At 72.7% G+C, this 14,184-nt stretch carries 14 protein-coding genes; 4 read left to right on the top strand and 10 right to left on the bottom strand.

What is annotated here, in order from left to right; genetic code table 11:
* The 4 genes from H7344_RS17755 to rimP form a co-directional block, all read right to left on the bottom strand.
* The coding region (locus H7344_RS17755; RefSeq protein ID WP_186347324.1) for a translation initiation factor IF-2 N-terminal domain-containing protein at positions 1-431 on the bottom strand (431 nt) is incomplete at its 3' end.
* A 122-nt stretch (positions 432-553) separates the two neighbouring features.
* Entirely contained in the window at positions 554-898 is a 345-nt protein-coding gene (locus H7344_RS17750) for a YlxR family protein (protein WP_186347323.1), read from the bottom strand.
* Positions 899-1,033: 135 nt separating this feature from the next.
* Complete coding sequence (gene nusA, locus H7344_RS17745) at positions 1,034-2,008, bottom strand: transcription termination factor NusA (RefSeq protein ID WP_186347322.1); 975 nt, start codon at positions 2,006-2,008, stop codon at positions 1,034-1,036.
* Positions 2,008-2,514 carry a ribosome maturation factor RimP gene (gene rimP, locus H7344_RS17740; RefSeq protein ID WP_186347321.1) on the bottom strand — a complete coding sequence of 169 codons (507 nt, stop codon included), beginning with the start codon at positions 2,512-2,514 and terminating at the stop codon, positions 2,008-2,010. Before rimP ends, nusA begins: the two co-directional genes overlap by 1 nt.
* An 88-nt stretch (positions 2,515-2,602) precedes the next feature.
* Between rimP and H7344_RS17735 the strand changes: the two genes are divergently transcribed.
* Together H7344_RS17735 and H7344_RS17730 are read left to right on the top strand one after the other, a co-directional pair.
* A complete protein-coding gene (locus tag H7344_RS17735; RefSeq protein ID WP_186347320.1) occupies positions 2,603-3,136 on the top strand; it encodes a hypothetical protein in 534 nt (177 codons plus the stop codon).
* Complete coding sequence (locus H7344_RS17730; RefSeq protein WP_186347319.1) at positions 3,133-3,570, top strand: ferritin-like domain-containing protein; 438 nt, start codon at positions 3,133-3,135, stop codon at positions 3,568-3,570. Before H7344_RS17735 ends, H7344_RS17730 begins: the two co-directional genes overlap by 4 nt.
* 165 nt (positions 3,571-3,735) lie before the next feature.
* On the opposite strand, the gene H7344_RS17725 is transcribed toward H7344_RS17730, so the two are convergent.
* The 6 genes from H7344_RS17725 to dxr all read right to left on the bottom strand — a co-directional run bounded on the left by H7344_RS17725 (position 3,736) and on the right by dxr (position 10,855).
* Positions 3,736-5,514 (bottom strand): proline--tRNA ligase, encoded by a 1,779-nt coding sequence (locus H7344_RS17725; protein WP_229706851.1) that lies wholly within the window; start codon positions 5,512-5,514, stop codon positions 3,736-3,738.
* 71 nt (positions 5,515-5,585) lie between these two features.
* On the bottom strand, positions 5,586-5,948 hold the full coding sequence (locus H7344_RS17720) for a DoxX family protein (protein ID WP_186347318.1): 363 nt from the start codon (positions 5,946-5,948) through the stop codon (positions 5,586-5,588).
* Between the two features lie 35 nt (positions 5,949-5,983).
* Positions 5,984-6,829, bottom strand: coding sequence for a GNAT family N-acetyltransferase (locus H7344_RS17715; protein ID WP_186347317.1), 846 nt, complete (start codon positions 6,827-6,829; stop codon positions 5,984-5,986).
* 340 nt (positions 6,830-7,169) lie between these two features.
* Entirely contained in the window at positions 7,170-8,321 is a 1,152-nt protein-coding gene (gene ispG / locus H7344_RS17710; protein WP_186347316.1) for a flavodoxin-dependent (E)-4-hydroxy-3-methylbut-2-enyl-diphosphate synthase, read from the bottom strand.
* 42 nt (positions 8,322-8,363) lie between these two features.
* The gene (locus tag H7344_RS17705) at positions 8,364-9,716 is read right to left on the bottom strand and encodes a M50 family metallopeptidase (RefSeq protein WP_186347315.1); all 1,353 of its coding nucleotides are present in this window, start codon (positions 9,714-9,716) and stop codon (positions 8,364-8,366) included.
* Between the two features lie 44 nt (positions 9,717-9,760).
* Positions 9,761-10,855 carry a 1-deoxy-D-xylulose-5-phosphate reductoisomerase gene (dxr, locus tag H7344_RS17700; protein ID WP_229706852.1) on the bottom strand — a complete coding sequence of 365 codons (1,095 nt, stop codon included), beginning with the start codon at positions 10,853-10,855 and terminating at the stop codon, positions 9,761-9,763.
* Between the two features lie 56 nt (positions 10,856-10,911).
* Between dxr and gabT the strand changes: the two genes are divergently transcribed.
* Together gabT and H7344_RS17690 are read left to right on the top strand one after the other, a co-directional pair.
* Positions 10,912-12,276 carry a 4-aminobutyrate--2-oxoglutarate transaminase gene (gabT, locus tag H7344_RS17695; protein ID WP_186347314.1) on the top strand — a complete coding sequence of 455 codons (1,365 nt, stop codon included), beginning with the start codon at positions 10,912-10,914 and terminating at the stop codon, positions 12,274-12,276.
* A gap of 47 nt (positions 12,277-12,323) precedes the next feature.
* Complete coding sequence (locus tag H7344_RS17690) at positions 12,324-14,135, top strand: N-acyl-D-amino-acid deacylase family protein (protein ID WP_186347313.1); 1,812 nt, start codon at positions 12,324-12,326, stop codon at positions 14,133-14,135.
* Positions 14,136-14,184 lie beyond the last annotated feature (49 nt).

Here is a 14,184-nt window from a genome sequence, read left to right as displayed (position 1 = left end):
GCCTTCTCGGGCTCCGGGGCCGGCTTGGCCGCGGGACCGGGCCGGGGGCCGGGTCGCGGGCCACCGGGAGCGGCCTTGGCCGGCGCTGCCGGCTCGGTGGTCGGGGAAGCGGTCGGCTGACCCGTCGGGGCCTCGGCCGGAGCCGGGGCGGACGGGGCGGCTTCGGCGGGGGCCGCCGGAGCGGCCTCGGGGGCGCGGGGCGCCCGGGGGGCCGCGGGAGCGGCCTTCTCAGCGGGTGCCTCGGCAGGTGCGGAGCCGCCGGCAGCCTTCAGCTGCTCGCCGAACTCCTTCTTGAAGCGCATCTCGACGGGGGGCTCCACCGTGGAGCTCGCCGACTTGACGAACTCCCCCATCTCCTTGAGCTTCTCGAGAACGAACTTGCTCTCGACGCCGTACTGCTTGGCGAGCTCGTGAACTCGGGTCTTGGCCACGTTTCTCCTTCTGGCCCCAGACCCGCGCTCGGCGTCCTAGGACCGTTGGTGGTTGTGCAAACTCATTGGGAAGTACTCATCGAGTGCTCATGAGCTGCTGCTCCAGTTCCTGGTCGTGTGCATCAGGTGTTGACAGGTCGGACGTGCGAGCGAGCGAGGTGCTCGGCCACCGGTGCGCTGGAGAGCCCGGGCGTGCCACTGGTCTTCAGGGCCCGGCCGAACGCCTTCCGGCGCACCGCGAGGTCGAAGCACTCCTGGGTGGGGTGCAGGTGGGCACCACGCCCGGGAGCGGTGGCTGTCGGATCGGGCACCACGGCCGGCTGGCCGTCGCGGTCCGAGCCGGCGGTCACCCGCAACAACTCGCGCTTGGCGGCCCGCTTCCGACAACCCACGCAGGTCCGGACCGGCCCCGAGGGGTCGATGTCGTCCGGGCGTGCACGGGACTGGGGAGAGCGAACCACTGGCATCAACCCTACCGGGTCGGCGGCCCTTTCCCGAACCGGCGGGCCCCCGAACCGGCGGGGCCCCGAACCGGCGGGGCCCCGAACCGGCGGGGCCCCGAACCGGCGGGGCCCCGAACCGGGAGGCGGGACGGGCGCAGGTCAGGCGTCGTCGCCCTCGTCGGAACGGATGTCGATGCGCCAACCGGTCAGCCGGGCGGCCAGGCGGGCGTTCTGGCCCTCCTTGCCGATGGCGAGCGAGAGCTGGAAGTCCGGTACCACGACGCGCGCGGAGCGGGCAGCGGCGTCGACGACCTCGACGGAGGTGACCCGCGCCGGCGACAGCGCGTGGGCCACCATCGTCGCCGGGTCCTCGGACCAGTCGACGATGTCGATCTTCTCGCCGTTGAGCTCGGCCATCACGTTGCGCACCCGCTGGCCCATCGGGCCGATGCACGCGCCCTTGGGGTTGACCCCGGGCGTGCTGCTGTGGACCGCGATCTTCGTGCGGTGGCCCGCCTCGCGGGCGATCGCTGCGATCTCGACGGTGCCGTCGGCGATCTCGGGGACCTCGAGCGCGAAGAGCTTCTTGACCAGGTTCGGGTGCGAGCGCGACAGCGTGACCTGGGGGCCCCGCATGCCCTTGCGCACCGAGACGACCAGGCACTTGATCCGCGTGCCGTGGCGGTAGTCCTCGCCCGGCACGCGCTCGCTGACCGGCAGCAGCGCCTCGAGCTTGCCGAGGTCGACCATGACGTCGTCGGGGTTGCGGCCCTGCTGGATGACACCGGAGATGATGTCGCCCTCCCGGCCGGAGAACTCCCCGAACCGGATCTCGTCCTCGGCGTCGCGCAGCCGCTGGAGCATGATCTGCTTCGCGGTCGTCGCGGCGATGCGGCCGAAGCCCTGCGGGGTGTCGTCGTACTCCCCCACCGGGTTGCCGTCGTCGTCGACCTCGGTGGCCAGCACGGTGACGTGGCCGGACTTGCGGTCCAGCTCGACGCGCGCGCGCTCCTGCGCGCCCGGGGTCTTGTGGTACGCCGTGAGCAGGGCCTGCTCGATCGCCTCGACGAGGACGTCGAAGGAGATCTCCTTCTCCCGCTCCAGCATCCGCAGGATGCTCAGGTCGATGTCCATCAGGACTCCTCCTCGTCGAGACCCTCGTCGGGGTCGGTCTTGCGGTTGAACTCGACCTGCACCAGCGCCTTGGCGACCTCGCCGTACGCCAGCCGCCGCTCACGGCCGGTGACGTCGAGGGTGACGCCCTCCTCGTCGGAGGAGGTGATGCGCCCGGTGAGGGTCTCGCCGGCGGTGGTCGTGACCTTGACCAGCCGGGTGGCGTTGCGGCGCCAGTGGCGCGGGAGGGTGAGGGGGCGGTCGACGCCGCGGGAGGTGACCTCCAGGGTGTAGGGCTGCTCGCCCATCACGTCGGAGGCCTCGAGCACCCGGTCGACCTCACGGGTGGCGTCGGCGACGTCGTCGAGGGTGACTCCCCCGTCCTTGTCGACCGCGACCCGGAGCACGCGGCGCTTGCCGGCGGGGGTGATCTCGACGGCCTCGACGTCGAGGCCCAGCGCCTGCAGGGGGTCGCGGAGCTCCTCCTCGATCCGACCCCGGACGGCGTCCTGCTTGCCTGTGGTCACGGGTGGGCGACCTCCCTGTTCTGTTGTCCTGCGGTTCCCAGCGTCCGGACACCATAGCCCGGCACGGGACGGAGGCTAGGGTCGCGCCGTGCCTCCCCTGCCGCCCGCGTCCCGACGCGCCGTCGTCGGCGTGGGCACCGTCACCCTGGTGCCCGTCCTGGCCGGCTCCCTCGGCGCCTGCGACGCCTCCGACGTGGGCGACCTGCTGCCCGGAGCGGACCCCTCCGGCGGCTCCTCGCCGGCGCCCGCACCGGACCCGGACGCCGACGAGGCGCTCGTCGACGAGGCGGTCGGCGGGCTCGCCGAGGCGCTGGCCCTCGTCGCCGCGGTGCGGGTGCGGCACCCGCGCCTGCGCGATGCCCTCGCCGGGCTCGAGGACACCCACGCCGCCCACCTCGCGGCGCTCGAGGGCGAGCAGCGCGGGCCCGCCGCGCCGCCGACCGCGGACGCCGCCGCGGCCCTGGCGCTGGTACGCCGCCGGGCGACCGCCACCCAGCGCCGGCTGGCCGACCAGGCCGTCCGCGCCGACAGCGGACAGCTCGCGCAGCTGCTCGCCTCGATGGCCGCCGCCGTCGCCCAGCAGCTCGTGCTGCTCCCCCGCCGCCCGGGGGCGAGCGCATGACCACGCTCGACGCCCTGCAGGCGACCCTCGCGGCCGAGCACGCCGCCCTCCACGTCGTCGGTGCCCTGGGCGCGCAGACGTCGGAGTCCGGGTCCCCCGAGCTCTACGCCGCGCTCCAGGACGCCTACGTCCAGCACCGGGCGCAGCGCGACCGGCTCGAGCGCGAGCTCCGGGACCGGGGGGCCGAGCCGGTCGCCGCGGAGCCGGCCTACGAGCTGCCGGACCGGCTGGCCGCGACGCCGGCCGTGGAGCGGCGGGCGCGGGAGCTGGAGGCCGACTGCGCGACGGCGTACGCCTCGCTCGTGGGGCACACGGCCGACGACCTGCGCCGGTGGGCGGTCGAGGTGCTGGTACGCACAGCGGTCCGCGGGCTCGCCTTCCGGGGAACTCCCGAGATGTTCCCCGGGGTGGGCGAGCACGCGGACCGAAGGTGACCCGGACACGTGGGTCCGAGGGAGCCGTCCGAGGTGGGGACCGACGTAGAGCTCCCTCGGGCACGACCTTGCCTCACGCGGGGTCGCCGGGTCGATGCCCGCGTCTCCTCAGGTTCGTGCATTGCACCTTCCTGCAGGGCGACCCCGCAGGCAGGTGCCGCGACGTCAGGCGCGGACCAGCCGGACGAGGTGGTCGACCACGTGGTCGGCAGGCACCTGCTCGCGCTCGCCGGTCCGGCGGTCCTTGACCTCGATGACGCCGTCGTCCAGGCCCTTGCCGACCACGACGATCGTCGGCACGCCGATGAGCTCGGCGTCCTTGAACTTCACCCCGGGGCTGACCTTGCCGGGGCGGTCGTCGTAGAGCACCTCGATGCCCTGCTTGGACAGCTCGTGGGCGACCCGCTCGGCCGCGGCGAAGACCGCCTCGTCCTTGCCGGTCGCGACCAGGTGGACGTCGGCCGGCGCGACGTGGCGCGGCCAGCACAGCCCCTGCTCGTCGGCGGTACCCTCGGCGACCGCGGCGACGGCGCGCGAGGGGCCGATGCCGTAGGAGCCCATGGTGACGGTGACGAGCTTGCCGTTCTCGTCGAGCACCTGCAGGCCCAGCGCCTCGGCGTACTTGCGGCCGAGCTGGAAGATGTGGCCCATCTCGATGCCGCGCGCGGTCTCGAGCACGCCGTCGTCGCAGCCGGGGCACGGGTCGCCGTCGCGGACCTCGGCGGCCTCGATGGTGCCGTCGGGGGTGAAGTCGCGGCCGGCGACCAGGTCGAGGACGTGGCTGCCGTCGACGTCGGCGCCGGTCACCCAGCGGGTGCCCTCGACGACGCGGGGGTCGACGAGGTAGCGGATGCCGGAGGCGTTCTCCTCGCCGAGGACGCCGGGGCCGATGTAGCCCTTGACCAGCGCGGGGTGCTTGCGCAGCTCGGCCTCGTCCATCGGCTCGACCTCGATCGGCTCGAGCTGGCCCTCGAGGCGCTTCTGGTCGACCTCGCGGTCGCCGGGCAGGCCGATGGCGAGCGGCTCGCGGGTGCCGTCGGGGTGCTTGAGGGTGACCAGGACGTTCTTGAGGGTGTCGCCGGCGTGCCACGGGCGGTCGGCACGGGGGTACGCCGCGTTGAGGTGGTCGACGAGCGTCTCGATCGTCGGCGTGCCGGGCGTGGCCTCGGCGTGGGCGGCCGGCGCGTCGCCGTAGGGCACCGGGCGGGGCGCGCGGACCTGGACGGCCTCGACGTTCGCGGCGTAGTCGCAGCTCGTGCAGCGGACGTAGGTGTCCTCGCCGACCGCGGCCTTGGCGAGGAACTCCTCGGACTTCGAGCCGCCCATCGCGCCGGAGGTGGCCTGGACGATGGCGTACTCGAACCCGAGCTTGTCGAAGATCCGGACGTAGGCGTCGCGGTGGCGCTGGTAGCTCTCCTCCAGGCCGGCGTCGTCGACGTCGAAGGAGTAGGAGTCCTTCATGATGAACTCGCGGCCGCGCAGCAGGCCGGCGCGCGGACGCGCCTCGTCGCGGTACTTGGTCTGGATCTGGTACAGCGCGAGCGGAAGGTCCTTGTAGGAGGAGTACAGGTCCTTGACGAGGAGCGTGAACATCTCCTCGTGGGTGGGGCCGAGCAGGTAGTCGCCGCCCTTGCGGTCCTGGAGGCGGAACAGCCCGTCGCCGTACTCCGTCCACCGGTTCGTCGCCTCGTAGGGCTCGCGCGGCAGCAGCGCGGGGAAGCTGACCTCCTGCGCGCCGATCGCGTCCATCTCCTCGCGGATGATGTCCTCGATGCGGCGCAGCACGCGCAGGCCCAGCGGCAGCCAGGTGTAGATGCCGGGGGCGGCGCGGCGGATGTAGCCGGCCCGGACGAGCAGCTTGTGGCTGGGGACCTCCGCGTCCGCCGGGTCGTCGCGCAGCGTGCGGACGAAGAGGCTCGACATGCGCAGGATCCGGGCGGTCATGGGCGCAAGGGTACGGCGGCGGCCCGGCCGTCGGCGCGGGGGTTCCTGCGCCCCGGCGGGTCAGCGCCTGGTCAGCTCCGCGCGGCCTTGAGCGCCGCCCGGATCATCGGCAGCTGCATCGGCACGCGGCCGATCGCGATCGCCTTGAAGCGGGTGCTGCGGGTCCGCAGCGAGTCCTGCGCCATCTTGACGTTGCCCGGGAAGACGCCCAGGAGCACGGCCACGCTGGCATAGCCGGCGACCCTGCGGGTGGCGGGCATCGCCATGCCCGCGGCGCACACCAGCTCGGCCACGCCGCTGGCATAGATCACCTCGCGGTGGGCCGGCACCCACGCCGGCATGAGCGGCTCGAAGACCTCGGGCTTCACGAGGTGGACGACCCCGCTGACGGTGAAGCCGGTGGCGAGGACCTTGGCGCTCAGGGGCAGGCTCATGGCTGCACCCTCTCAGAGGCGTGTCGGGGCGCCGGTCAGAACATCACGGTGGAGAACCGCGCGGTCTCGGCGAAGCCGACCCGGGCGTAGGCGCGGCGCGCGGGCTCGTTCCACTCGTTGACGTAGAGCGAGACGACCGGCGCGACCTCGGCGCGGACCATCTCGACCACCGCAGCCATGCCGTGCGCGGCCAGCCCGTGGCCGCGCTGGTCGGGCGGGACCCAGACGCCCTGGATCTGGGCGGCGTGCGGGGAGGCGCAGGCGACCTCGGCCTTGAAGATCAACCGGTCGTCCTCGAACGCGGCGAAGGACCACCCCCGGTTCATCAGCTGGGTGACCCGGGCGCGGTAGAGCTCGGCCCCTCCCCCGTGCTCGGGCGAGACGCCCACCTCCTCGGTGTACATCGCCACGCACGCGGGATAGAGCTCGGGCATGTCCTGCCGGGTCGTACGTCGCACCCGCGGGTCCGGCTCGATCTCCGGCGGACCGGCGATCTCGAGGTGGGGCTGGCGCCAGCGGGCCTCGCGCGGGCGGTCCCAGCCGGGCGCCACGCCCTCCCACAGCGCCTCGACCGCGGCGTGCGGCCCGACGATCGTGGACACGGTTCGGCCGCGGCTCAGCGCCCGCTCGGCGAACGCGCGGGCGTCGTCGGGCCCGGCCTGGACCGGCACCAGGTTGGCCCCGACGTGGCAGGCGGCGACCAGGTCGCCGCCGTCGAAGCGGCCCCACATCTCCCCGCCGAGCCAGCGGGGCTCGAGGTTGGTGGTGCGGGCGCGGTAGTCGGCGAAGACGTTGACCACCGGGTCACGCCCGGCGAGGTCAAGGAAGGCGTCCAGGTCGGCCGCCCCGAGGGGACGCACACCGGACCGGGTCGACAGCACATCGGCAGCCTACGGGGTCGCGCCGTCGCCGGGCAGCGTCGTGGTCAGCGCCGTCGTGGGCTGGCGTTCCTCTGCTTGCCAATCCACCGGTCAACCGGTGGATTGGTAATCCTGACCGACGAACCTGTCGACCGGACCGATGAACCTGTCGCTGGTCCCCGCCGACCGCGGACTCGACCGAGAAACCTCGCGCTTGACCGATGATCCTTCCTCGGTCAAGCGCGAGGTTCCTCGGTCAAGTGCGAGGCGGAGGCCGGTAGGTGAACAGGTTCACCGGTCAACCGGTGAATTGGTGAACTCGACCGACGGACCTGTCAGCTGGACCGACGAACCTCCCGGGTCAGCCGACCGTGACCTCGGCGCCGGCGCCGTCGACGGACTCCATGCCCTCGGCGATCCGCATGGCCTCCTCGATGAGGGTCTCCACGATCTGCGACTCCGGCACGGTCTTGATGACCTCGCCCTTGACGAAGATCTGGCCCTTGCCGTTGCCCGAGGCGACGCCGAGGTCGGCCTCGCGGGCCTCGCCGGGGCCGTTGACGACGCAGCCCATGACGGCCACGCGCAGCGGGACCTCCATGCCCTCGAGGCCGGCGGTCACCTCGTCGGCGAGCTTGTAGACGTCGACCTGGGCGCGGCCGCAGGAGGGGCAGGAGACGATCTCGAGGCGGCGGGGTCGCAGGTTGAGCGACTCCAGGATCTGGAGGCCGACCTTGACCTCCTCGACCGGCGGCGCGGAGAGCGAGACCCGGATCGTGTCGCCGATGCCCTGGGAGAGCAGCGCGCCGAACGCGGTCGCGGACTTGATCGTGCCCTGGAACGCCGGCCCTGCCTCGGTCACCCCGAGGTGCAGCGGCCAGTCGCCCTCGGCCGCGAGCAGCTCGTAGGCGCGGACCATGACGACCGGGTCGTTGTGCTTGACCGAGATCTTGAAGTCGCGGAAGCCGTGCTCCTCGAAGAGGCTCGCCTCCCACTTCGCCGACTCGACGAGCGCCTCGGGGGTGGCCTTGCCGTACTTCTCCATCAGCCGCTTGTCGAGCGAGCCGGCGTTGACGCCGATCCGGATGGAGGTGCCGCGGTCGGCCGCCGCGCGGGCGATCTCCTTGATCTGGTCGTCGAACTTCTTGATGTTGCCGGGGTTCACGCGGACCGCGGCGCAGCCGGCGTCGATGGCGGCGAAGACGTACTTCGGCTGGAAGTGGATGTCGGCGATGACCGGGATCTGGCTCTTCGCGGCGATGGCCGGGAGCGCCTCGGCGTCGTCCTGGCTCGGGCAGGCGACGCGGACGATGTCGCAGCCCGACGCGGTCAGCTCGGCGATCTGCTGGAGGGTCGCGTTGATGTCGGCGGTCACCGTCGTCGTCATCGACTGCACCGAGATCGGGTGGTCGCTGCCGACACCGACCTTGCCGACCTGGATCTGACGGGTCTGTCGGCGCGGCGCGAGCACCGGCGGCGGTGCCGCGGGCATGCCGAGGCTGATGGCGGTCATGTGCTCAAGGGTACGGCGCGGCCCGAGGGGGTCGGACGTCGCTCAGGACTCCGGCAGGTGCAGCGGCACCACGAGGTCGCCGACGATCAGCACGACCCCCATGACCAGCATGGCCGAGGCGACGACGTACGCCACGGGCAGCAGCTTGGCGGCGTCGACGTACCCCGGGTCCGGGCGGCCGAGGACGCGGGCGAACCCGCGGCGGACGGCCTCCCACAGGGCGCTGGCGATGTGGCCGCCGTCGAGCGGCAGCAGCGGGATGAAGTTGAACATGCCGATGAAGAAGTTGAAGCCGGCGATGAGCAGCAGCAGGAAGGCCAGCTTGTCGTTGCCGGGGATCTCCTCGTGCGCGGTCGTCTCGCCGGCGAGCCGGCCGCCGCCGACGATGCTGACCGGCCCCTCGGGGTCGCGCTCCTCGAGGCCGACGATCGCCTGGGCGACGTCCCACACCTTCGCGGGGAGCGTCGCCAGCGCGACCAGGGTGTCCTTGGTCATCTGGCCCATCTGGCCCAGCGTGTAGCCGACGCCGCCGGTCACGATGTCCGCGCTCGGCGAGATGCCGAGGAAGCCGACCTGGGTCAACGTCTCGTCGGTCGCCGAGGTCGGCCGGGCGGAGACGGTGGTGTTGGTGACGACGGTCTGCTCGCGGCCGTCGCGCTCGATGAGGATCTCGGCGCGGCCGTCGTCGTTGCCGCGGATGAGGTCCTGCAGCTGGCGCCAGTCCTCGATCCGGGTGCCGTTGAAGGCCACGAACCGGTCGCCCGGCTCGAGCCCCGCCTGCACGGCCGGGGTCACGGGGTCGGCGGCGGTGCAGACCCGGCCGTCCTCCTCGACCGGGACGACGCACTCCTGCACCGAGCTGACGACCGGCTCGATCTCGACGTCACCGGGGTTGCCGTAGGTGCCGAAGACCGAGGCGTAGATGCCGAAGGCGATCAGGATGTTGACCGTCGGGCCGCCGGCCATGACGACGACCTTCTTCCACCACGGCATCTTGTAGAACAGCCGCTCGTCGTCGCCGGGCTGGACCAGCTCCCACTCCGCCGCACGTGCGTCGGAGATGAGCTGGGTGAACATGCCGGTGTTCGACTTCCGCACCCGGACGACCTGCTGGCCGTGCTCGTCGTACGTCACCTCGTCGGCGACCGCGGCGGCGCCCGGCGGCAGCATCCCGATGATCTTCACGTAGCCGCCGAGCGGGATCGCCTTGAGGCCGTACTCGGTCTCGCCGACGCGCTTGCTCCACACGGTCGGGCCGAAGCCGATCATGTACTGCGTGACCTTCCCGCCGAACGCCTTCGCGGGGATCATGTGGCCCAGCTCGTGCAGGCCGATCGAGACGAGGATCGCGACCACGAAGGTCACCACGCCGAGGAGGTAGAGCAGGGCGGTCATGCGGGTCCGTTCAGGGTCCGTGCGGCGGTCCGGTCAGCCGTGGGTCACGGCTCGAGCAGCGCCTCCGCCCGGGACCGGGCCCAGGCGTCGGCGGCGAGGACGTCGTCGACGGTGAGGTGCTCGTTCGAGGGTACGACGTGCTCGCTGAGAACAGCCTGAACCGTGGGGACGATCTCGACGAACCGCAGGGCGCCCCGGCGGAAGGCGTCGACGCACACCTCGTTGGCCGCGTTGTAGACCGCCGGCGCCGTCGCACCCTGCTTCCCCGCCGCCCGCGCCAGCGCGACGGCGGGGAACGCCTCGTCGTCGAGCGGGTGGAACTCCCAGGCCTCCTGCCTCGTCCAGTCGACCGGCGGCGCGGCGTCGGGGACCCGGTCGGGCCAGGCGAGACCCAGCGCGATCGGGATCATCATCGTCGGCGGGCTGGCCTGGACCAGCGTCGAGCCGTCGACGAACTCCACCATCGAGTGCACGACGCTCGTCGGGTGCACCACGACCTCGATCCGGTCGTAGGGGATGCCGAAGAGCAGGTGTGCCTCGATCACCTCCAGCCCCTTGTTGACCAGGGTCGCGGAGTTGATGGTGATGACCGGGCCCATGTCCCACGTCGGGTGCGCCATCGCCTGCTCCGGCGTCACCTCGGCCAGCTCGGCGCGCGTGCGGCCGCGGAACGGCCCGCCGCTCGCGGTGAGCACCAGGCGGCGTACCTCGGAAGCGGCGCCGCCGCGCAGGCACTGGGCCACGGCCGAGTGCTCGGAGTCGACCGGGACGATCTGGCCCGGTCGCGCGCGCTCCAGCACCAGCGGGCCGCCCATGACGAGGGACTCCTTGTTGGCGAGCGCGAGCGTGGTGCCGGCGTCGAGCGCGGCGAGCGTGGGGCGCAGGCCGACGGCGCCGGTGATGCCGTTGAGGACGACGTCCGCGCTCATCGAGGCCGCCTCGACGCTCGCGTCCTCACCGAGGCCGGCGTACGCCGGCCGCAGCTCGGCGACCTGCTGCTCGAACAGGTCGGGGTTGGACCCGCCGGCGGTCAGCCCGACGACGCGGAACCGGTCCGGGTTGGCGCGCACCAGGTCGAGGGCCTGGGTGCCGATGGAGCCGGTCGAGCCGAGGATGACGATGTCGCGGCGGTCAGTCACCGAAACAGTCTCCCAGCCGGGTCCCGTGTGACGCGGAGCACGCCTACGCTTCCGGCATGACGACGACGTCCGCACCCAGCACGACTCCGGCCACGGGCGGGCCCGGCCTCCCCCAGGAGCGCCGCCTGGTCACCGAGATCCCCGGGCCGCTCTCGCTGGAGCGGCTCGAGCGCAAGCGCGCCCACGTCGCCGACGGTGTGGGCACGACGCTGCCGGTCTTCGTCGTCGCGGCCGGCGGCGGCGTGCTCGTGGACGTCGACGGCAACTCGCTGATCGACCTCGGCTCCGGCATCGCCGTGACGACCGTGGGCAACGCCGCCCCGGCGGTCGTCGAGCGCGTCTCGGCGCAGCTCGAGGCGTTCACGCACACCTGCTTCATGGTCACGCCGTACGACGGCTACGTCGACGTGTGCGAGCGGCTCGCGGAGCTCACGCCGGGCGACCACGCGAAGAAGTCGGCCCTGTTCAACTCCGGCGCCGAGGCGGTCGAGAACGCCGTCAAGATCGCCCGCGTGGCGACCGGCAGGGACGCGGTGGTCGTCTTCGACCACGCCTACCACGGCCGCACGAACCTCACGATGGCGATGACGGCGAAGAACATGCCCTACAAGCACGGCTTCGGGCCGTTCGCCGGCGAGGTCTACCGCGCCCCGATGTCCTACCCGTTCCGCGACGGGCTGTCCGGCGAGGAGGCGGCCCGGCGGGCCGTCGACGTGATCGAGAAGCAGGTCGGCGCCACCAACCTGGCCTGCGTGGTCATCGAGCCGGTGCAGGGCGAGGGCGGCTTCGTCGAGCCGGCGCCCGGCTTCCTGCCGGCCCTCGCCGAGTGGTGCCGGGCCCACGACGTCGTCTTCATCGCCGACGAGATCCAGTCCGGCTTCTGCCGCACCGGCGACTGGTTCGCGAGCGACCACGAGGGCGTCGTGCCGGACCTGGTGACGACCGCCAAGGGCATCGCCGGCGGCCTGCCGCTCGCCGCGGTCACCGGCCGCGCCGACCTCATGGACGCCGTCCACGTCGGCGGGCTCGGCGGCACCTACGGCGGCAACCCGCTGGCCTGCGCCGCGGCGCTCGGCGCGATCGAGGAGATGCGCGCCGGGGACCTCGTCGGCCGGGCCCGGGACATCGGCGCGCTGATGCGCGGGCGGCTCGAGACGCTGCAGGCCGAGCACCCGGTCATCGGCGACGTCCGGGGCCGCGGGGCGATGATGGCGATCGAGCTGTGCGAGCCCGGCACCACCGAGCCCGACCCCGTGCGCGCCGCCGCCGTCTCGGCGTACTGCCACCAGCAGGGCGTCGTCACGCTGACCTGCGGCACCTGGGGCAACGTCTTCCGGTTCCTCCCGCCGCTGGCCATCTCCGACGCGCTGCTGCACGAGGCCTTCGACGTCGTCGCCGACGGGTTCCGCGCAACCGCTTGACGCGCGTCTGGCTTGACCGAATCGAGCGGGGCGGGTTCGATCCGGACGTGACCTACGACACGATCATCAAGGGCGGCCGCTGGTTCGACGGGACGGGGGCGCCGTCGGCGGTGCGGCACCTCGGGCTGCGCGGCGGTCGGGTCGCCGCGGTCTCGGCCGAGCCGCTCGACGAGTCCGGCTGCCCCGAGGTCGTCGACGCCACCGGGCAGTGGGTCATGCCGGGGATGGTCGACATCCACACCCACTACGACGTCGAGGTGCTCGAGGGGCCGACGCTCGAGGAGTCGCTGCGGCACGGCGTCACCACGATCCTGCTCGGGTCGTGCTCGCTCTCGACCGTCCACGTGGACGCGGTCGACGCCGGCGACCTCTTCGGCCGCGTCGAGGCGATCCCCCGGCAGCACGTCATCCGCTCGGTCGGCGCGCACAAGACGTGGCGCTCCGCCGAGGAGTACGTCGCCGCGCTGGAGTCGCTCCCGCTCGGCCCGAACCTCGCCTCGTTCATCGGCCACTCCGACATGCGCGCCGCCACCATGGGGCTGGACCGCGCCACCCGCGACGACGTCCGCCCGACGCGCAGCGAGCTGGACCGGATGGAGCGGATGCTCACCGAGGCGCTCGACGCCGGCTTCATCGGCATGTCGGCCCAGCAGCTGCTCTTCGACAAGCTCGACGGCGACCTGTGCCGCTCGCGCACCCTGCCGTCGACGTACGCGAAGGGCCACGAGATGCGTCGCCTGCGCGACGTGCTGCGCCGCCGCGGCCGCGCGCTCCAGGCCGGCCCCGACGCCACCCACCCGCACACGATCGTCACCCAGGCGCTGGGTTCGATCGGGCTGAAGCTGTTCGGGATGGGGCGCAAGCCGCTGAAGACCAGCCTGCTCTCGGCCGCCGACATCAAGGCGATCCCGTTCATCATCCACCTGATGCGCCTGCTCGGCGGGGTGGTCAACCGGCTGGGGGCGGACTTCCGCTGGCAGCACCTGCCGGTGCCGTTCGAGGTGTACGCCGACGGCATCGACCTGGTGATCTTCGAGGAGTTCGGGGCCGGCGCGGCCGCGCTGCACCTGCAGGAGAAGCTCGCCCGCGACGAGCTCATGCGCGACCCGGCGTACCGCGCCCGGTTCCGCAAGGACTACGAGTCGAAGTACGGCCCGCGCGTGTGGCACCGCGACTTCTTCGACGCCGAGATCGTCGAGTGCCCGGACGCCTCGGTGGTCGGCAAGTCCTTCGGCCAGGTCGGCGTCGAGCGCGGCGGCGCGCACCCCGTCGACGCGTTCCTCGACCTCGTGCTCGAGCACGGCACCGCGTTGCGCTGGCGGACCACGATCTCCAACCACCGCCCGAAGATCCTGCAGAAGATGGCGCAGACGCCGAGCATCCAGATGGGCTTCTCCGACGCCGGCGCCCACCTGCGCAACATGGCCTTCTACAACGTCGGGCTGCGGCTGCTCAAGCACGTCCACGACGCCGAGAAGGCCGGCAAGCCGTTCCTCAGCGTCGAGCAGGCCGTGCACCGGATGACCGGCGAGCTCGCCGAGTGGTACGACCTCGACGCCGGCCACCTGCGCGTCGGCGACCGCGCCGACCTCCTCGTCGTCGACCCCGAGCGGCTCGACGCCTCCCTGGAGGAGTACGCCGAGGCGCCGGTCGACCAGTACGGCGGGCTGTCGCGGATGGTCAACCGCAACGACGCCACCGTCCCGCTCGTCATGGTCGGTGGTCGCACCGTCTGGCGCGACGGGCGGGCCGCCGACGTCCTCGGTCGCGAGCGGACCGGGCGGTTCCTGCGGGCCGGCGAGACCGCCGTCGACCCGCTGCCCGCCAGCGGCGCGGACTCGCTGCCCTCGGCCAGCTGAGTCTCTCGACTGCGGCGGGGCGCGGATGGCCGTCAGGTTCATCGGGGCG

This window comes from Nocardioides deserti, assembly GCF_014266025.1.
Taxonomy (GTDB): Bacteria; Actinomycetota; Actinomycetes; order Propionibacteriales; family Nocardioidaceae; genus Nocardioides; species Nocardioides deserti.
The sequence above is the reverse complement of the archived record's forward strand: the minus strand, read 5'-3'. Positions and strand labels throughout refer to the sequence as shown.